Raw genomic sequence first — 17414 nt, forward strand, 5'->3', positions numbered from 1 at the left:
TGGTGCACCCGCAAATTTTTTCGTAAAATTTTAACTTAATGTAAAAAGGAGTTTTAACAATGATCGCGACTCAACCTGATTTGAAAGAAGCGTTGAAAAAACGTTTATTCTACGCTATCTCTGCGCAGATCGATTTGATCGACCATGTGCCTGGTGATATTCAGAAAATCCTTACGAATTTCTCCTTCGACAGCGAAATAATTGGCGAGGCACCGGTCGATGAAGATTTTGTGCGGCGCTCGGATTCGGTCGAAGAAAACAGCGTGGACACAAATAACCTGGCCAGGCTGGTAAACAGTCATTACGATTTTGCGTTTTACAACACGGATGGTCTTACCGGCATGTTGTTCGGCGATACCGAGTTTCGTAACATCGGTTACTGGAATGAAACTACCGTTACCATGAACCAGGCATCCGAACGGCTGCAGGACGCTTTGCTCGATTTTATTCCCGAAAAAACCGGTCGCATCCTGGACGTCGCCTGCGGTATGGGTGCGTCGACCCGGCGTCTGCTGGATCATTACCCCGCCGAGAACGTCTGGGCCATCAATATTTCTGAGAAGCAAATCGAATCGACGCTCAAAAATGCACCAGGATGCCACGCTGCGGTCATGAATGCGGTCGACATGACGTTCGAAAATGATTTTTTCGATAGTATCGAGTGTATCGAAGCAGCATTTCATTTTGAGACGCGGCGTAAATTTCTGGAAGATTCCTATCGCATCCTGAAGCAGGATGGACGGCTGGTATTGTCGGACATTCTGTTCACGTCGGCGGAACGGCTGACGCAATATACAGTGTTTCCCAGCGCGAAAAATCATATGGAAACAGTGGAAGAATATCAGGCGCTACTCACCGAGGTTGGCTTCAGGAACATCATTGTCCAGGATGTCACAAAGGAAGTCTGGGGCGCGCATTTTATGTACGTCGTCAAGCAGATTCATGAAGGATTTTGTGCAGGCAACCTCAATATCGTGAGGTTGACCGAAATCCTGTGGACCTATTACCACCTGAATTCGATTACTGGATTGTGTCTTTTTGTGAGTGCACAAAAATAATAACTCAGAAAAACCACCGTGCCATGTGCAAAGGCAAAGAAGCGCCTGGTTAACATAGCGGATTATCCGGAGTTTGCAGATATAATCGTGCACCCGGCGCTGGTCGTATTATTCGATCAGCCGGACCTGACCGATAGTGTCTTTGCCAGCGGCTCTGCCGTCAGTAAACTGCAGGGAAGTCCGTCGCTGTTCTGGCACCCGGGCTGGCGATGGGTTCACGAAATGTCATACACAGACTGCATTGCGCAGGGCAATATGATGTTTAAATGTCGTCACCCTTGATCGACAATGGTGGCCTGCGATTGATCCAAAGCAGTCATCGTCAATGGCACGATATCCCTAAAATTCCGATCGAATACGGTCTGTCAATGTCGCGCGTAAAAAATCCCGAATATCTGCTTTACCGGTAGTGGAAAGCGCAGTGCGCCATTACCGTTCTGGCCGGTGATGGTGGTAAATAATCCGCGTTTATTGCACAGAACTTTCTTCAATACGTCAAATGAGCATAGAACCATGTTGAGCTTTAATTGCAATCCCGATTTTTCCAGTCTGCCATCTAAACGTCGCGTCGCCGCGCTGGCGTATGTGCTGTTCGCTGCAACATTCGGCTTAGCAAACGTCGGGCAGGCTACGCCGGATACGGTCGATAAAGTCGATGCAGCGAATGCGGTCGCCGCGTCGGTACCGACCTGCAACACCGGCACTGTATCGATTGGGGAATCTTCCGTGTGTGGCCTAGTCCAGGCCACTGAATCGGGTAAGAAAGCCGACGCTTTCTTGGGCATGCCATTCGCCGAATCGACAGCTGACAGGGGCCGCTGGCGTGCACCGGTCGCCAAGGCAGCCTGGCACGGCACGTTGTCCGCTACAAAATTCGGTCCGGTATGCCCGCAATACGCGGTGCCGCCGGATGCTGCGCCGAACCTGGTTGCGCTCGCCGCCACGCAAAGCGAAGACTGCCTCACTATGAACGTCTGGACGCGGGACGGCACGCCGGCGAATGCACAACTTCCGGTCATGGTGTTTATTTACGGCGGCAGCTTTGTGGCCGGCGACAGCGGATATAGCTTGTACGACGGTGCTTTTCTGGCAGCCAATAAGAACGTCATTCTGGTCAGCTTCAATTATCGTGTCGGCGCGCTCGGTTTCCTGGCGACCGATAGTCTGTCTGGCAACTACGGTTTTATGGATCAGCAACTTGCGCTGTCATGGGTTCGAAAAAATATCCGTGGTTTCGGTGGCGACCCCGGCAAGGTCACTATTTTCGGTGAAAGCGCTGGTGCCATGTCGGTCGGCCTACATGTGTTTTCCGCACCGGGCAGCGCAAAGCTGTTTCGCGCCGCAATCATGGAAAGCAATTTTCTGGCATTGCCCTACAAGAGTTTGGCCGACCAGGTCAACGTCGGCAATATTTACCAGCATGGCCTGGGCTGCCAAGACGAAAAATGCTTGCGAGCGACGTCAGTCAACGACCTGTTGCTGGCACAGAATGCTTTTACTCCGCAAATGAGCGATGTTTTTTCCGGAACCAAATATTACATTCCGTTCAGTCCGGCAATCGATGGCACATTGCTGACCCGGCAGCCGATTGCAGGCGCGGATGAGGGCCTGGGCCACAAACCGCTGCTGATTGGCACCAACAAAAATGAGGCGGTGCTATTTACCGAAGGGAAGGGTTTGACGCCAGCAACTTACTCGGCAAACGCGGCCTCATTATTTGGTAGGTATTTTCAGGCAATTATTGCCGATTACCCGTTAAGTCAGGAAAAGAGTATTGATGCCGTATGGGCACGTGTGCAGACCGAAGGTTTTCTGATATGCAGCGCGCGCCATATGGCATCTGTGGCATCCGGCGTAAAGACGCCGGTCTATGCTTATTTATTCAATCATCAGCCATCTTTTAAGGTCTGGGGCGGTCCTGCATGCAGCAGCGACGACAATGTCTGCCATGGCGCAGAATTGCCATTCGTATTTCACACTGCTGATCAGACAGGTGGCAAATTCACGCCGGAAGAAGCGCGTCTGTCAGAGGCCATCGGCGATTACTGGACTAATTTCGCGAAGTATCTCAATCCAAACGGCCCGGAAAAGAATCATCGGGACTGGCCCGTGTTCAAGCGTGATGCCAGGAATTACATGGTGCTGAATGTGCCGCAACTGACTGTCGAAAACGATCCTTACCGCGCCAGTTGCGCGCTATGGGAGCGCATCGGCTATAACCTGGTCGATCCGTGGGCAGGGTCGAATAGCATCGAACACGCAAAGTAAGCCTGGTTAAAAAAAATGGCAAGCTTAGTCTTCCCAGGGAAACATCCCTGTTTGGGTGTAGCGGGTAATCTTTTCCAGGTTTTTCGCATTTGAGAACAACGCGCGATTGGCGTCCACTGCCACGGTCTTTGACTGGGTCAGAAAGGCGTCTAGCGTGTTGGCGTAGGTCTTATAACGCTGAATGCCGGTTTTCGATAACCGCCTGAGCCGCAGCAGATGCTTGCGCAACAGCGAATGACTGTCACTCTCGACGGCATCGGCCAGGCCCCATTCGAGTGCCTGCTGCACCCCAATCGACTTGGTCATCAAGGTCATATAATGCGCTTTTTGGAACCCGATGCGACGGATCAGGAAAGGGAGTACGCATGCCGGAAATAAATCGAACAGCAATTCAGATAAGCTAAACTCCACGCTTTGGTCGATCAGCACAATATCGCTGGCGGCGACGAAGCCGATGCCACCAGCATTTACCTTGCCCCGGACATGAGCAATGCTGATGAAAGGACCGCGCGCTAATTGCTCCCATAAGTCGTAAAGGTCTTCCGGTTCCACAGCATCACCAGTGCAAAACCCGGTTCCGGACAGGTCGTCAAAGTCGGCGCCGAGGCAAAACACCGTCGGCAAGCCTTCCATCACCACGACGTGAAATGGATCTCCCCCGTTATGACCAGCCAACGCATGGCGGCATTCGTCGACCATGGTCCGGTTGATCGTATTATTGCTCTCGGGACGATGCAGGCGGATGAAACAGACTGACTGTTCGACGCTGACCTGAATGGTTTGATAGTTCATATTTTCTGCAGCACGATGCTGGTATTTATGCCGCCAAAGCCGAAAGAATTGCTCATCGCGGTTGCGATAGTTGCCGGCGTGGCGGTTTTTTGGCTGAATCTGGCATTACGATTGATTGGGTCGTCCAGATTGAGATTGGGATGTATAAACCCCTCCTGCATCTGGATAACCGAGGCGATTATTTCGACCACGCCTGCCGAATACAGGCAGTGGCCGGTCAAGCTCTTGGTGGCATTCAACCAAAGCTGTGGAAAATGCGAGCCGAAAACCTGTTCGATTGCTGCTATTTCAACCTGGTCTCCCATTGGCGAACTACTGCCATGGGTATTCAGGTAATCGATTGCATCGGGCTGTAAGCCGCTTTGCCGCAAGGCTGCATGCATGGCACGGGATTCACCGTCGAGGTCCGGTCCGGGCGATGCGGTTGCGTGCAGAGTGATGGCGCCCCCCGACAGGCGCGCGAGGCAGGGGGCATTGCGGCGTTTGGCGCTGGCGTCAGATTCAAGCAACAAACTGGCGGAAGCCTGACCGTAAATGAATCCCTCATGCAAGGCATCGAACGGGCGGCAGGCCTGTTCCGGACGGTCGTGGAATTGTTTGCCACCCATCGCTCCTATCGTATAAAAGCCCTGAATCTCCATCGGTGACAGATCGGCCACCACGCCGACCACAAGACAGGCATCGACCACGCCCGCCTGGATCAGCCGCATGGCCTGGATTACGCCGACATTGCCGGATGCGGAAGCGCCACCGGTAGTAAAACCTTCCCCGCGGATATTCAGTATTTCGCTCAGCACGCCGAGCTGGTTGCTGTCCATAAACTGTAATGCATAACGGGGCGAGAGATATTCGGGCTGGCTCAGGAAATCCGAAAACAGCGAATACTGATCGTTCTGCGTAGTATTATGTCCGGCTATCACCAGTCCGATACGTTCAGGGACAATGACAGACTCTGCTGCGGCCTGATGCAAGCCAGCCTGGCACCAGGCCTGCAACGCCGTAACCACCGAGGTTTGGATCGCAAACGGCGAGCGGCGTGCGACATGCAGCGCGGATTGCGCTAGTTGATCGGGAAGAGCGGCGATGCGGCCGATAGATTGCCCGAAATCGAAACCGTCGATTTCCGCTGCGATATCGACGGCGATAGCAGGGGTGACGCGGCGTCCTGAACGTCTGATGCCGGATAAGCCGGTCGCTAACGCAGCCGAAAAAGCGTGCACGTCATGGCCGATTGCCGAAACGATTCCCATGCCGGAGATTTGCACACCCGGTGCGGCTGATTGCAGGGGGCGTTGATCCGGTCTCATTGCATATGATTGAATAAAACCTCGACCAGACCTTCGATATTGCCGACACCGGCGAAACTGAGCAATGGAATTTTCACGCCCAGATCTTCCATCGACATGATCACCACTTCCATGCGATCAACTGAATTGGCGCCCAGATCGGTCAGGTTTTTCTCGATCAACACTATGTCGGGCTGCAGTTTTGGCAGGATCTCAAGAATATTATTTTTGATAACATTAAAAACTTCAGCTTTGGTCATTGTTATTGCCCGTAATTTATTGATGTCGTCGCTTACGATCAGCACGGAAATTGAATGGGCTTAGCGGGGTAATTAATATAAAGATGAGCGGAAAACACGAAATTGGGCTGGAAAGCTTATTCGATGCTCTTTATATCAAGATGCTGCCTCCAAATAGTTTAAAGCGCCTGGATTCCTGGGGCTTAAAACCAGCGGCCCTTCAATTTCCATTAGTCATTGATTTCATTCATCAACTTGTTGGATTGCCGATACATTTACGTGAAGGGAATACGACAGTATAACTGTCATTTAAAATATTTTTACGCAAAGGCACCGGTTAATAAATAGTGCGAAAAATTGAATGCAACGTTAATCGATACGTAAATTTACTTACGTCCACTACCTGCCATCCAAAAATTTTTTCAGGCCATGCAGGCTCATGGCATTTCTGAAAAGATTACATTGGATAAAAACGGCACTAACAAGGTGGCGATCGATGAGATAAATGCCGGTAAAAAAATTTCGGTCGCGGTCAACCAAATCATCAATGCCCCAATGTGCAAGCACCGGCAGGGTAGCAAAATATGCTCTGCCGCAAGTAATAACCCAGCGTTTCCAGCGGCGAACGGCCACCGGCACGGGCAGGCGGGCTGGCGCTGTAACTGGTGGAGCAGTCACGGCTCTTCAACCGTGGCATTCCTAATTGATGTAAGCAAGGCCTACGAAATAATTTGTTTTTGTAAGATTAAGTCAGACGCTTTCTCGCCAATCATCATCCCCCTATGTCACCCATTAGCCGTCCAAAATCAAGGGGTTAAATAAAATTCTCGCGATCTTCCGCGATAATCATTTTGCTACTGCCATCGCTTCTGTGGTCAGCATGAAATGCTCTTCGTGCCCTTTGCTTCGTCGTGTGGTTGCGTGAATCGCACCAGTCACCCATGTGGATCAAGCGGAAGCTTTGCAAGCCGTTCCGCCCTGACGGCTGTGCCGTCCCAGAAGCATCTCGGTACCGTTTTGTGTTCAATTGTTAGGCAGACTTGTGGCTTCCGCAAGGCGGTTCCAAACACAGGTGGCTCACAATCCGGACGATTCATTTCATACCCGTTTGAAGTGATGGCAAACGGCGCGGCATCCAATCAGGATAGGTGGCTCAAAGTCCAACATAGGGCCTGGCTCGCCGGCCGTTGCCAATCTTAAGTAAAACAACGCTCGACCGAGAATTCTTCTCCGGTCTTCAACATCAAAAGTCGGCAAAGCGCCCGACGTCCCCTGTTTCAAGCAAGATGACGGTAGCCAACGTTGCACCGATTCCAGGAACAGTATTTAGCAGCCGATAGTCCGGATTATTGCGGCAATATCTCAGCAGCGCTTTTTCGATACCATCAATCTGTGCTTGAAGAGCCCCCATGACTGCCAGGTTGGCTTTGATACCGATCGCTTCGATACTACCAACCGGCAGCTTGTCAATGTCGGCATCCGTCAATCGTTTGATGGTGTCACTGCTTGTCTGCCCGCCGGTTTGCTGAGCAAGGCATGTCCCAATCGAGAGAAGTTGGGTCGTGCGCTGTTGGACCAATTGCATGCGCTTGCGTGACAGATCGCGTATCGCGCGCAATGGCTGCGGCATGATATGCCCCTCCGGCAAAAGCCCAAGCCGCAGGATATGCGCGAGATGTCGGGCATCCGATTCGTCACCGCGATACTTGAGGCCATCATATTGTTTGATGGCGACAGTGTTAGCGAGGTGAACCGAGTGTCCGGCGTCGATCAGGCCGTCGACCAGCCAGTACCAGTTGAAGGTCGATTCCACCACGACACCGAACAGCTCTTGCCGATAGGGGCTTAGGGCAGCGCAGATGTCCGTCAGATTATTGGGCAGCCGTCGTGAGTACAGTACCTTGTCGTAGACCTTGGCAAATTTCACGACAACGTCACGGTAAATTTGTCTACACGCGCACAGTTCAAAGAATTTTCATGATTTATTATTTAAATTCATAGGCTTAGCGAACTTGTCAGGTAAATTCATCTACACGCAGTTATAAGAATGCCAGGCAGGTAAATTCGTCTACAAATTACTTACCTATTTTGCATTGAATTGTCTGCAAATAATTGCCTCGTGTGAATTTTTAGTGTGCGAAATAATGCAACCGCATGCGCGTAATGGCGACCCGCGCCTTCAAACTAAGCGGCATTCTTTCTAAAAACCGTGGGTGACAGGTGCCGTAATAATGTCGGCAATATCCGCATCGAAATGGCGCATCTAACAAAATAGCATTGAGCCGATAAGGTATTTTTCTGTTGCAACGACTGCATGCCGTTTGCAAGGTGTTGCCATGTATTGGACAGTGCGTGACCAGCGCAATCTGATGCACCACACTGTGATAGCCACGGCGCATGCAACGTGGACAATAGCGAAACTCGGGGCAACCTAACGCATCTGGCAGCAATGCATTGCGAATCAGCTTTGATGGCAAGCACAGCATCTGATGTACGCGCCGGATGTCGACTTCACTGCTGCTTGGATTAATTCCTTCATAGGGATCCACCACCGTTCTGGAAATTTTCCCTGCAATCAGATGGCCGGCGATCAGATTCACCCGCGCAAACTTCCAGAGGATGGAGACGATGGATTCTTGCGGATCCAGCCATGTCGGATTAAAGACGTATCCCAGCGCAGGGGTCAGGGCATGCGTGCCGACCAGCATGATCGGATACGCAGCAAACACGGGAATGTTAATCTCGCCGCGCGTCCGCACTAGGCCTCCCGCAGCGCCAGTTTAAGACGACTGGTGGCGATCCTGATTTGTGTATATACGGAGTGTCGTATTGCTTGTTCCCAGAGCGCAGGCGGGGGCCGATAAGCGGGTCCATCATGAATCGCCGCGTCCTTAAGGACGATCTCGACGGCGCGCGTAAACGACTCCATCGGAATGTCCATCGCACCGCTGAACCCCGCTTTGTTATGGATGTTCTCAAAGGTCGTCCAAATTAGCTGTGCATCATCGGTCAGGACATAGCCAGCATCCACCGCTTGCTGCAAATAAAAGCGGGTAAAACTCCATGGCGATCCGCGTGGATAGAAGGTCTGGCCGTATCCCGCCAGGCAGGTTGCCACTTCATTGACATCGCGCACGCCATAAAATGCCAGCTCTTCGACCATCAGACGGGCCACAATTTGCATCTTGCCGGTCCGTTGGAAATTGGTTTTAATTGATAGCAAATCTTGCTGACCAACTAGAAATGTAAACAGCTTGATTTCCATGCGATCCAGGTGATCGTGAATGTCGCGCAACCACTCATATTCATTCTCATCGAAGCGTTAGGCTTCATCGCAAAACAAGATGACGGTACCGCGCCCGGCCTTGATACAGGCTTCGCGGATTTTATTGATCAGGCGCTGCCGCTTGGCGGAATTCGATCCGCCCGACGCTTCAGGGTAACCAACCGCTTCCAACAGATTGGCGAAGAACGGGCCTTCCGCATGGCGCGGCTTGTGTTCAGCCTGCACATGGTAGGTAGTGATGTTCGGAACTTTTTCAGATAAGCGGAGATATTCGATCGCTTTGGTCTTGCCTATTCGTGGCGGACCATAAATTAACGCACCGGTAATGCGGTAGCGCAGGCAGCGAGAAATGAGTTCGTAAAACGCTTGTATGGCCGGGGTGGCGATCCGGTACTGGCCGGTAGCGATCGGATGTAATTCCTCGCTGATCGGGCGTGTCAGGCGGGTGATATGGCTAGACAATATGCTTCTCCTTGATATAGAGGCAGCATCCGAATGGCTAAATACTCGGGCCATAACCACTGCCGATGGTGAGTAGTATCGGGGCAATTTTTTTGTTAATGTCGGGCTTTGGGGGCGATGTTGTTTCATCAGCTGACAGGACTTGCGTTGCCGGATCAGTGACGTTGTTTCCAGGCGCGTAATGTGGTCCTGGTGGCGTAGCAGAAGTCGGCGCTTTTGCCAGTATGCGCATGGTTCTTTCCAAATCACTGGCCGCACGCCGACTGCGCTTGGCTTTGACTTTTTTATCTGCAATAAAATCATCAATAAATACATGATCGATCGTGACCTTGAGGCGCTTGTCGTCAACCGAAGTAAAGTTGATAAAAAAACGAAGCAAAAGTGTTAACAAGTTGACGCTCTGTCGTTTTTGAAAACTCACCCCTTTTTAAAACAAATACTTACGGCACTTTGCGAAGTAATTATGCAAAATAGTTGATGGTGCGTTTTTATTTCTTTCTAGCTAAATTAATGTAGGCAGCCGGACGGATGCGCAAGCGCCACGGAACCCGTTCTAAAATCTCTACGCCGAGCAAATCGATGCACACCAGCCATTCGCGCCATGACGCTTCCAGCGCATCCTCAAATGCAGATACATCGGTATCATCGATCTCGGGAGCGGGTTGTGCAGCCTCCCACTCAGCAATTCCATAGAAGGGCAGGCCAAGACTACGACGTAGCAGGTAAGGGTTGGTACATCCTTGCCAAGTCATGCGCCAGTATAAAAACGCCAGTATGCGTGGAGTCGGTGCCAGTTGGCCTGTTTCACCCCTAAGCAAGCGCTGATACCAGCAGCGTGATTGCGGGTGACATTTTCGCCAGAACCGTCGAGAGTGCGTCCAATAGCACGCCTCCAATAATTGGTAATGCGTATCAGTCGACCACCGCGCACGCAATGAGGGCAAAATCACATTGATGGATAATCCCGATGGTTTGAGGACCTTAAAACATTCAGGCTGAGCAGGGAAATGGGATTTATTCATATCGATCATACCAACCGTCGCGAACGAGTCGGAGTCAGTACAACGCCGCCGTAAAAAGGTCAACCAGCGTGCGATACGCGCAGTCGTCTGTGCCGAGATCATGCGGGTTTTTGGAACGCCACCCGATGTGAGAGGCAGTTGCGGCGCACGACATGTCGGGCAACTGATTGGACCATTGACTGTGGAGTCTCCCAGAGCATACATCAGCCTTGAATTGCAGTTGGGGCAGCGTTCACGTAGTGGCATGTGATGCAGAGGACAACAAGAAAATGGTCGCAGTTGATGCAGAATAAAATGATGGCCGAACCGAGCGCAGACAGGGCACAGGCGTAACTGTTCGCACACCAGCGGCTGTAAAAATTTCAGCGGGCCGCCGAAGAATGCGTTTTCAATATGACGCGATGGGAGCAATAGCTTTCGTCCGAGTAGGCGCGCCGCGTCCGGCACGTCTGGCGGAACCAAGGGAAAGGTGGTCTTTGCAGACACGCCCAGCAAGGCAGAAACTTCGAAGCAAGACAAGGCATTCGCCGCCCCCAGTTTGGCACCCCATGCCCACGCCGATTCATAAGGTGCCCACAGATGTGAGGCTAATTTTGGTAGTGCCACTACCTTGATGCCGCCGGGCGGAATGATAAGCAGGGGTAGAAACAGCGCGTGGGGAGGTTCGGTCGGATTCAATGCCCAAGTCCGCGCGGGTTGCGCTCGACGGCTTGTTCGGAGGCGACATACCCGCAATGCTGCACCACAGCGCTCCAGTGTTTTTCGGTGAGGTCAAAGTCAACCGCGTCGTGCAACAAGCCGTCCAGTAACACCGCTTCGACTGCACGCGAGAAATACTCCATCGGGATTTCAACTTCGCCCGCCAATGCTGCCTGCTGATGCGCCAACGAAAAGGCATTCCACAAGAAATGGGCACTCCCTTCCAGGCGTAACCCGGCTGCGAAGGCATAGGGATAATAATAGCGCGTAAAGCTCCACTGACTGCCCACCGGATATTCGTGCTCATCGTAGCTTTTCAGGCAGGTAGCCGCATCCACCGCGCTACGTATGCCGCGAAAACGTAATGTCTCGACCATGAAACGTTTGACGATTTGCGTGTCGCCCGATTCCTGAAAGCGTGCACGTTGCTCGCATAAGCGTTCCTGACCAAACAAAAATGTCGTCAAGCGGACGCCACTTTGCGCCAGTTCGTCATGAACGTCGCGCAGCCATTCGTATTCATGTAACGAGTAGCGTTGCGCCTCGTCACAAAAAAATACCACCATCGAACTGCTCTGGGCTTCCGCGACCGCACGTAGCCGGTCATGTAAGGCCTTGCGTTTGCGTGAGTTGCGCGCGAGGTCCGGTTCAGGGTGGCGCACTGCACGTAACAGGCTGGAGAAGAACGCTCCCTCGCTGCGGCTAGCCTTGTGTTCGGCCTGTACATGGAAGGTCGGGATCTCCGGGCGTTCCTGATGGATCAGCATACGCAAATATTCGATCGCGTAAGTCTTGCCGAGCCGGCTTTCTCCGTAAATCAACGCCCCCGGAATACGGAACTGCAAGCATTTGGCGACTAACAGCCAACAGGCTTCAATCGCCGTGGTCGCAACACGATAAGTACGATTGGTTAATGGATGCCGTTCTTTGGCGACAGGACGTTCCAGTGGCTTGGGATGACTCATGACTTTATCCCTTTCAATCTCCGTGGATCAATCTGAGAATACCTGACCCGTACCTATGATCAGGCGTTTGCCACGTACAGCCTCTTTCAGCTTGTCGATGTCGACAGTTACTGTCGCGGTGGTCTGAGGTACTGTACCTGGAGCGCCTGACTGTTGACCAACAGGTCCGGGCGGAGCGTTGGCAACGGAACTGGCGTCGGCGATCACACGGCGCACACCTTCGGCTTTGCTGGCCGTACGACGGTGCTTACCTGCACCTTTACGCAGGTAATTCAGGTAGCACTGCACCGGATCATCGTTGTGCGTGTATTGCATCTTGCGGGCGCGAACCAGCGCCCGAATTTACTTACGCATGCGTAAGGTATGCGCGGTATACCGCCAACCACCCTGGACCTCGACCACGCATAGTTCGCGGCCCGTAGTATCGAATACGCGCAGAGCACGCACATCCTCAGCATCAAAATACAAACGGACCGGTTGTCCGATCAGATCGGCTCGCCCGGCCAGACTATGGCTGGTGTAGCGTGCACCGAAGAAATAAATATATGGTCGTACCCCACGCACGATACTGCCGCGCACATGTCCTTCGTGCACGTGTTGCAGCAAGCACAGCTGACGCCGCATTGGTTCGGCCAGCCAGCGCAGGACAATGTGTTTCTCGCGCAAGTAATAACCCAGCGTTTCCAGCGGCGAACGGCCACCCAGACTGTCATGCGCGCTGGCGTTGTAATTGGCAATGGCGACTGCGGTCAACTCCATTAATTCGTCGAGTCGCACCACTGCCGGCGCGGTTGCTGACATCTCTGCAATACGCCGACGCGGGTCGGTTGCACTCCCTCCGGTGGTTCCCGGCAATCGATGGGCCAGAACCGAAGCCAGCGTGCCAAAAAACCGTTCAATATGGGGGCGTTCGTTAGGACGATAGGCCGGCCCGGCATGCGCCCCGCAACCGACTACTTCGGTGAGCAAATGTAAGGTATCGACCGCTAGATTGGCACGGGCGTTATCGAAGCGAAACCAGTTCCATACGGCATAAGCGAGTTCCGGGAAACGTTCTGAAGGCATACCAGCACCCGGTGCAAAGCGCAGACCAGGAATCGTCAACGACGGCGCACGCCATGCCACCAACGCGCGTTCCACAGTTTTAAGCACGTCAAACCGGCTATATTCCCGTCCCAGCACGATGTGATAACCGAGTATGGCCCGACTACATACATCAATGATGGTGAGCAGCCAGACCCGGTCGATTTCAAAGGATTCTTCCACCCCGGCGGCGCGCTCAAAAACAACCCGCAGACGCACGTCCACCCGATGGCCATCGAATTCGACTGCATCGTAGGGAAGTGTCGCCACCAATGGCAAACCTTCGTTGTCCGGCCGCACCCCGCCGGAACGCTTACGGGTTAATGCCGCGCGTGCAGCAGTGTCAAACGTCCGGGTTGCGATCTGTTTGACCGCCGTCGCCAAACTCCGAATCCCTTGTTCAATCTGCACCAACGGGTAGTCGCGTTCAGTCAATCCTAGGTCCAGGCAGCATTGTCGAAAGTGTTTATGCAGCGCACTCAGTCCGCAAACGACCAGCCCCGCAGATCCCTCCTGCACCACCACATGGTGGTGCAACAGTTCGTTGACGATCAACGTTTCGAGCTCTGGATAGCGTTCCAGCAAGAGGGTAAACGCACCGGCCTTTCCGCCACGGCCAGACCGCACAACCTTTGCTGAGCGTCGATAGGATTTAACGTGTTCGAACGGGATCAGCGCACGCCAGCCCTGCAACCGACCATCAGCATGCATCTGCAGACAGCGTTCGTAAAGCCGTCGTATCGAACTGTAAGTGATGCCTGTCGCGGCCTCAATGGCGCGCAAAGGCTCACGCCGACAATAGCGCAGCACCGCATCCTCCCGCGCCCTGAATATCTGCTGTTGGGCAACGGGCAAAGCGGGCCATGCGACGCTCGGCCAGGTGCTGCAATCCGCCCGATCCGCAGCGATGACACGACGCAGGCGCGTCATCTCAGTTTCCCCATCAATCTGATCAAGGGACCCAGCGGCTGCCGACGCAAGCTATCTGCTTTTAGCCGCCCTGTATGCAACAGCATAAACACAGCAGTCCGAATCAGCACAATATCGTTTGGCTGAAAATCGCGTTCGATATCACCAAGCGTCGGACCAGCCGCAGCGGCCTGCGCGATATCCGTCAGTAATTGGTTGCTGACAAATGCCGAATTGGCAGAAAGGTAGGGCAGGATACGCAGCCAGTTCTCAATCCAGAGCGCGTGCGACACCAGATGCCGGGCGTGAATATAGCGCAGGCTTATATGCTGGTCTGGAATCAAGACATGGGGACTGTGCGTACCGGATTCAGCAACGACAATCCAAAACACTTCTCGTCGTCCGGCCTTCACCCAAAAATTGATGAGTTACTTGTCGTCGTTGCGGTCCGAATATGCCGGACGTTCGCAATAGGTGGACACCCATGGATTGCTTTCGAGTAAGGTAAAAAGTCGCACATGCAACTGGTCAAACAGCGTCAGGCGACGCCTGAGTTTGGGCGCCCACACCTCGAAATGCGGCGCGCCTTTTGGGCGAGCGCTATCGATCGGAAAAGTGAAACGTGGCTGTAAAAAGCTAGGCATCATGCGGGTCTCCGCCTATTTTTTTACAATTTAGCAGTTTTACTTCGTATTTCAAGGATGTATCAACTTTACTTCGCACATCGCCGAAGCAAAAGTACAAACAAAACACCGCTAATACAGCGCAATTGCTGCAAATTCAATGACTTATGGATTGTGAGTTGTTGGTAGTTTTACTTTGATTGACGGCAAAGTAAAAGGTCTTGCTCTACCTGGTAAAGCACTGGCCAGGGCACTTGCTGCTGGTGTTGGAGTATGTCTTGACGGGTGATTGGTGTCATGAGAGTTCGGTTATATCGGCATTGATAACGACAGACCATTTTGCTGATAACGGTAATGTCGTTTCGGTAGCGGCAATTTTATGGTGTTCGAGCATTACTCGGTTCAATTTTTTTGGTAGAAATTCTTCGACTATCTTGGACAGCTCAAGTTGGGCAAGGATTTCGAGAATGAAGCCTAGGCGCTGAATCGTAGAGGTTTCAACCTCTGTTTGAAGCGCCTGCCGGAGACCCTTTTTAGAAAACTGCGAAACCAAACCGCTTATCGCTTGCGTCGCGCGGCCGATGCCCCCAATGCGGTATGCATAGCGGATTAGATCGAGAGCGGTAACCTCTGGTGTGCTGACGTTTAAGGGGGAAAAAGCATTCGGTAATCTGGTCGTGGGCGATTTTTCAGCATGCTTTTTGACGAAGAACTGCACGCGAATTCGGCCAATCTTTAGCTCTCTCATTGGCTTGTCCGTCATGACCTGAACGACTTGGACGACCTGATGGGAGGATCCATATTCGGCTGCAGCGGACAGAAGCGCAAGATAGTAGGGGTTTTTTTGCTGCTGGAAGTACTCATGTAGCCACCACGAGGCCGGGGGCGCACCCATGGCTAGCTGTTCAGGGCTGAGAATTAGAAAAAAGTCGGCACGGGGCGAAACACGGACAACCTGGCTCAGACGCTTGAGCTGAGCTGCTGCGGCGATTGGTGACAGGCCCGATTCTTCAGTCAGCTCTGACAGCGTGAATGATATTTTCCCTACAGACTGGCAAGCAACTACAAATCGCTGCGCGGCGTTGACTTTGCGCTGAACGGTAGAAGATAAGCGGGATGAAAGGGTTGCTTGAATCATTTGCATATATTAGTGTTTAACACTCGTTTATGCAAATGATTTAAGTCTCAAGAATTGATGTTATTGAACGATCAATGATGTTTATCAGCCGATCTAGCTGACAATTATAGGCCGCGATATTTGCATCGATCCACTCTTGACGTTCAATTGATTGCCAGCGGATGGCAAAGCCGGCATTGATACTGATGATTTCGAACATCAGTCGCTGCGAGCGGCCATTGCCGTCACGAAACGGATGCAGGACGTTCAGCTCACAGTAGTAGTGCGCTAATCGCTCTACGAATTTTTCTCGTGGTAAATCGACCAAGAAATTTTCTTGTTTTAGTTGCTGAAAAAGCTTTTTAGCTTCTGGTTCAATGCGATTGACGTTCGCGAATCTGGTATTGCCTTTGCTGATATCGACTAACCTGAGTTCGCCGGCCCAGTCGTAAACATCTTGGAACACGTAGCGGTGAATAGCACATAAGCCGTCTAAAGAAATATCATCGAAGTTAGGCTCGTACTGCTCAACGCGAGCTTGAGTTAGCGCAATTTCAGCTGTATCTAGGGCGTCTTGCTCAATGAGACCAAGCTTATTTATAAGTACATCAGATTCAGGGTAGCAATACTGATTGTCGCCGCCGTCGCCGTATTTATCAGTCATGCTTTGTTTTTTTGGCCGTGGCTTTAGGCTTCGTTATAAGCTTAGTTAGCGGCTTAGGTTCAAGTCCTTCCAGGCGAAGGCTTGCACGATAATTTTCAGAGCGTAAGCTCTGAAAAACCTGCAGTTTCAGTTCTTTTGTCAGCATTTTATACTCTCAAAATAGTGATATCAGACAGCAACCATTTTACCATTTCGACGTTTTTAAAAATACCGGAATCGTCATTAATACTCGATTAAGAAATGATCTGATTCACATCAATTCAATTTTAAACACATAATTACTTGACATCTATTACTATGATGAAAGTATTTCTAATTTGCTATATTTGTTCGCAAGTCTTTCCCAGTTTTTCCTCTGCGTTAATACTCAAAAAGAAGATTTTCATTATGAAATTTATTGATTCAACCACCAACTTTTTCTTTAAATTGCTTTTTTAGCAATTCTTGCTTCAGTTGCATCATGTTCAAAACATGATGAAGCCCCCAGGGTTGCTCCACCGGTAGCAGTTGCCACTACGGTATTCAAAGCACAGACAATGGACCCGACTGCTGAAAAAATGCTTATCGATGCCGCTAAAAATCTTAAAACAAAGGATGGAGCGACTGTCGTTCAGGTGATTCAGCATGTAGAAAAATTGCGTCCAAAGGAATTTAAATCTGCAGGATTTGAAATGCTTTATACAAATACTGGCCAGCCAAAAAGCATCGGTGTTTGCTACTGGATCGGCTCAAAACGGCTTGACGACGATCAATTCTGTGATATTTCGTTTTCTATAAATGGACTGTCAGTCACGCCAGAGATTTTGAATGTCAGCCCCGAAGAGCAGTCCGAATTGACTATAGTTCAGCTCATGAAGGGTCGGGATGTTTTTTTGGATAATATCGATAAAATGTACGCACTTACGTGTGTTGAATATGACAAGAAGAAGAGCTGCTAGAGA

The 17414-nt window shown here is 51.5% G+C and carries 22 protein-coding genes; 4 read left to right on the forward strand and 18 right to left on the reverse strand.

All coding sequences use genetic code 11. The annotated features are described in order from the left end of the window. The first annotated feature begins 59 nt into the window (after nt 1–59). From ACXX82_RS00105 to ACXX82_RS00115, 3 genes are all read left to right on the forward strand, one after another. On the forward strand, nt 60–1058 hold the full coding sequence (locus ACXX82_RS00105; protein ID WP_458562034.1) for an SAM-dependent methyltransferase: 999 nt from the start codon (nt 60–62) through the stop codon (nt 1056–1058). Between the two features lie 266 nt (nt 1059–1324). Then, nucleotides 1325–1468 carry a hypothetical protein gene (locus tag ACXX82_RS00110; protein WP_458562035.1) on the forward strand — a complete coding sequence of 48 codons (144 nt, stop codon included), beginning with the start codon at nt 1325–1327 and terminating at the stop codon, nt 1466–1468. 103 nt (nt 1469–1571) lie between these two features. Further along, on the forward strand, nt 1572–3326 hold the full coding sequence (locus ACXX82_RS00115; protein WP_458562036.1) for a carboxylesterase/lipase family protein: 1755 nt from the start codon (nt 1572–1574) through the stop codon (nt 3324–3326). Nucleotides 3327–3350: 24 nt separating this feature from the next. Here ACXX82_RS00115 and ACXX82_RS00120 read toward each other — a convergent pair whose 3' ends face one another. The 18 genes from ACXX82_RS00120 to ACXX82_RS00205 all read right to left on the reverse strand — a co-directional run bounded on the left by ACXX82_RS00120 (nt 3351) and on the right by ACXX82_RS00205 (nt 16618). After that, nucleotides 3351–4118 carry an enoyl-CoA hydratase/isomerase gene (locus ACXX82_RS00120; RefSeq protein WP_458562037.1) on the reverse strand — a complete coding sequence of 256 codons (768 nt, stop codon included), beginning with the start codon at nt 4116–4118 and terminating at the stop codon, nt 3351–3353. Continuing rightward, nucleotides 4115–5425 (reverse strand): beta-ketoacyl synthase N-terminal-like domain-containing protein, encoded by a 1311-nt coding sequence (locus ACXX82_RS00125; protein WP_458562038.1) that lies wholly within the window; start codon nt 5423–5425, stop codon nt 4115–4117. The genes ACXX82_RS00120 and ACXX82_RS00125 overlap by 4 nt, the downstream gene beginning before the upstream one ends. Beyond that, a complete protein-coding gene (locus ACXX82_RS00130; protein WP_458562039.1) occupies nt 5422–5664 on the reverse strand; it encodes a phosphopantetheine-binding protein in 243 nt (80 codons plus the stop codon). Before ACXX82_RS00130 ends, ACXX82_RS00125 begins: the two co-directional genes overlap by 4 nt. Nucleotides 5665–6042: 378 nt before the next feature. After that, complete coding sequence (locus ACXX82_RS00135) at nt 6043–6321, reverse strand: hypothetical protein (RefSeq protein WP_458562040.1); 279 nt, start codon at nt 6319–6321, stop codon at nt 6043–6045. 565 nt (nt 6322–6886) lie between these two features. Beyond that, the gene (locus ACXX82_RS00140; protein WP_458562041.1) at nt 6887–7570 is read right to left on the reverse strand and encodes an IS110 family transposase; all 684 of its coding nucleotides are present in this window, start codon (nt 7568–7570) and stop codon (nt 6887–6889) included. A gap of 202 nt (nt 7571–7772) precedes the next feature. Beyond that, on the reverse strand, nt 7773–8402 hold the full coding sequence (locus ACXX82_RS00145; protein WP_458562042.1) for a TniQ family protein: 630 nt from the start codon (nt 8400–8402) through the stop codon (nt 7773–7775). Next, nucleotides 8402–8908, reverse strand: coding sequence for a hypothetical protein (locus ACXX82_RS00150; protein WP_458562043.1), 507 nt, complete (start codon nt 8906–8908; stop codon nt 8402–8404). The genes ACXX82_RS00145 and ACXX82_RS00150 overlap by 1 nt, the downstream gene beginning before the upstream one ends. A 57-nt stretch (nt 8909–8965) precedes the next feature. Beyond that, nucleotides 8966–9391, reverse strand: coding sequence for a TniB family NTP-binding protein (locus ACXX82_RS00155; protein WP_458562044.1), 426 nt, complete (start codon nt 9389–9391; stop codon nt 8966–8968). 37 nt (nt 9392–9428) lie between these two features. Continuing rightward, nucleotides 9429–9782 (reverse strand): hypothetical protein, encoded by a 354-nt coding sequence (locus ACXX82_RS00160; protein ID WP_458562045.1) that lies wholly within the window; start codon nt 9780–9782, stop codon nt 9429–9431. Between the two features lie 97 nt (nt 9783–9879). Continuing rightward, entirely contained in the window at nt 9880–11091 is a 1212-nt protein-coding gene (locus tag ACXX82_RS00165; RefSeq protein ID WP_458562046.1) for a hypothetical protein, read from the reverse strand. After that, a complete protein-coding gene (locus ACXX82_RS00170; RefSeq protein WP_458562047.1) occupies nt 11088–12077 on the reverse strand; it encodes an ATP-binding protein in 990 nt (329 codons plus the stop codon). The genes ACXX82_RS00165 and ACXX82_RS00170 overlap by 4 nt, the downstream gene beginning before the upstream one ends. Before the next feature lie 27 nt (nt 12078–12104). Further along, a complete protein-coding gene (locus ACXX82_RS00175; RefSeq protein WP_458562048.1) occupies nt 12105–12392 on the reverse strand; it encodes a hypothetical protein in 288 nt (95 codons plus the stop codon). Between the two features lie 27 nt (nt 12393–12419). Then, the gene (locus tag ACXX82_RS00180; RefSeq protein WP_458562049.1) at nt 12420–14090 is read right to left on the reverse strand and encodes a TnsB C-terminal domain-containing protein; all 1671 of its coding nucleotides are present in this window, start codon (nt 14088–14090) and stop codon (nt 12420–12422) included. Then, nucleotides 14087–14461 (reverse strand): hypothetical protein, encoded by a 375-nt coding sequence (locus tag ACXX82_RS00185; RefSeq protein ID WP_458562050.1) that lies wholly within the window; start codon nt 14459–14461, stop codon nt 14087–14089. The genes ACXX82_RS00180 and ACXX82_RS00185 overlap by 4 nt, the downstream gene beginning before the upstream one ends. 36 nt (nt 14462–14497) lie before the next feature. Next, complete coding sequence (locus ACXX82_RS00190; protein WP_458562051.1) at nt 14498–14716, reverse strand: hypothetical protein; 219 nt, start codon at nt 14714–14716, stop codon at nt 14498–14500. Nucleotides 14717–14987: 271 nt separating this feature from the next. Further along, the gene (locus ACXX82_RS00195; protein WP_458562052.1) at nt 14988–15836 is read right to left on the reverse strand and encodes a type IV toxin-antitoxin system AbiEi family antitoxin domain-containing protein; all 849 of its coding nucleotides are present in this window, start codon (nt 15834–15836) and stop codon (nt 14988–14990) included. Between the two features lie 34 nt (nt 15837–15870). Next, nucleotides 15871–16473, reverse strand: coding sequence for a putative adenosine monophosphate-protein transferase Fic (locus ACXX82_RS00200; protein ID WP_458562053.1), 603 nt, complete (start codon nt 16471–16473; stop codon nt 15871–15873). Then, on the reverse strand, nt 16466–16618 hold the full coding sequence (locus ACXX82_RS00205; protein ID WP_458562054.1) for a YhfG family protein: 153 nt from the start codon (nt 16616–16618) through the stop codon (nt 16466–16468). The genes ACXX82_RS00200 and ACXX82_RS00205 overlap by 8 nt, the downstream gene beginning before the upstream one ends. A gap of 391 nt (nt 16619–17009) precedes the next feature. On the opposite strand from ACXX82_RS00205, the gene ACXX82_RS00210 reads away from it, so the two are divergent. Then, nucleotides 17010–17411 (forward strand): hypothetical protein, encoded by a 402-nt coding sequence (locus ACXX82_RS00210; protein WP_458562055.1) that lies wholly within the window; start codon nt 17010–17012, stop codon nt 17409–17411. Nucleotides 17412–17414 lie beyond the last annotated feature (3 nt).

It is taken from the genome of Glaciimonas sp. GNP009, from assembly GCF_054343755.1.

Coding starts and splice junctions, on each gene's coding strand:
- ACXX82_RS00210 (WP_458562055.1), top strand. CDS start 17,010: ATGGACCCGACTGCTGAAAAAATGCTTATCGATGCCGCTAAAAATCTT.
- ACXX82_RS00190 (WP_458562051.1), bottom strand. CDS start 14,716: ATGATGCCTAGCTTTTTACAGCCACGTTTCACTTTTCCGATCGATAGC.
- ACXX82_RS00120 (WP_458562037.1), bottom strand. CDS start 4,118: ATGAACTATCAAACCATTCAGGTCAGCGTCGAACAGTCAGTCTGTTTC.
- ACXX82_RS00130 (WP_458562039.1), bottom strand. CDS start 5,664: ATGACCAAAGCTGAAGTTTTTAATGTTATCAAAAATAATATTCTTGAG.
- ACXX82_RS00180 (WP_458562049.1), bottom strand. CDS start 14,090: ATGACGCGCCTGCGTCGTGTCATCGCTGCGGATCGGGCGGATTGCAGC.
- ACXX82_RS00110 (WP_458562035.1), top strand. CDS start 1,325: ATGTCGTCACCCTTGATCGACAATGGTGGCCTGCGATTGATCCAAAGC.
- ACXX82_RS00150 (WP_458562043.1), bottom strand. CDS start 8,908: ATGGAAATCAAGCTGTTTACATTTCTAGTTGGTCAGCAAGATTTGCTA.
- ACXX82_RS00200 (WP_458562053.1), bottom strand. CDS start 16,473: ATGACTGATAAATACGGCGACGGCGGCGACAATCAGTATTGCTACCCT.
- ACXX82_RS00205 (WP_458562054.1), bottom strand. CDS start 16,618: ATGCTGACAAAAGAACTGAAACTGCAGGTTTTTCAGAGCTTACGCTCT.
- ACXX82_RS00175 (WP_458562048.1), bottom strand. CDS start 12,392: ATGCAATACACGCACAACGATGATCCGGTGCAGTGCTACCTGAATTAC.
- ACXX82_RS00195 (WP_458562052.1), bottom strand. CDS start 15,836: ATGCAAATGATTCAAGCAACCCTTTCATCCCGCTTATCTTCTACCGTT.
- ACXX82_RS00105 (WP_458562034.1), top strand. CDS start 60: ATGATCGCGACTCAACCTGATTTGAAAGAAGCGTTGAAAAAACGTTTA.
- ACXX82_RS00170 (WP_458562047.1), bottom strand. CDS start 12,077: ATGAGTCATCCCAAGCCACTGGAACGTCCTGTCGCCAAAGAACGGCAT.
- ACXX82_RS00125 (WP_458562038.1), bottom strand. CDS start 5,425: ATGAGACCGGATCAACGCCCCCTGCAATCAGCCGCACCGGGTGTGCAA.
- ACXX82_RS00115 (WP_458562036.1), top strand. CDS start 1,572: ATGTTGAGCTTTAATTGCAATCCCGATTTTTCCAGTCTGCCATCTAAA.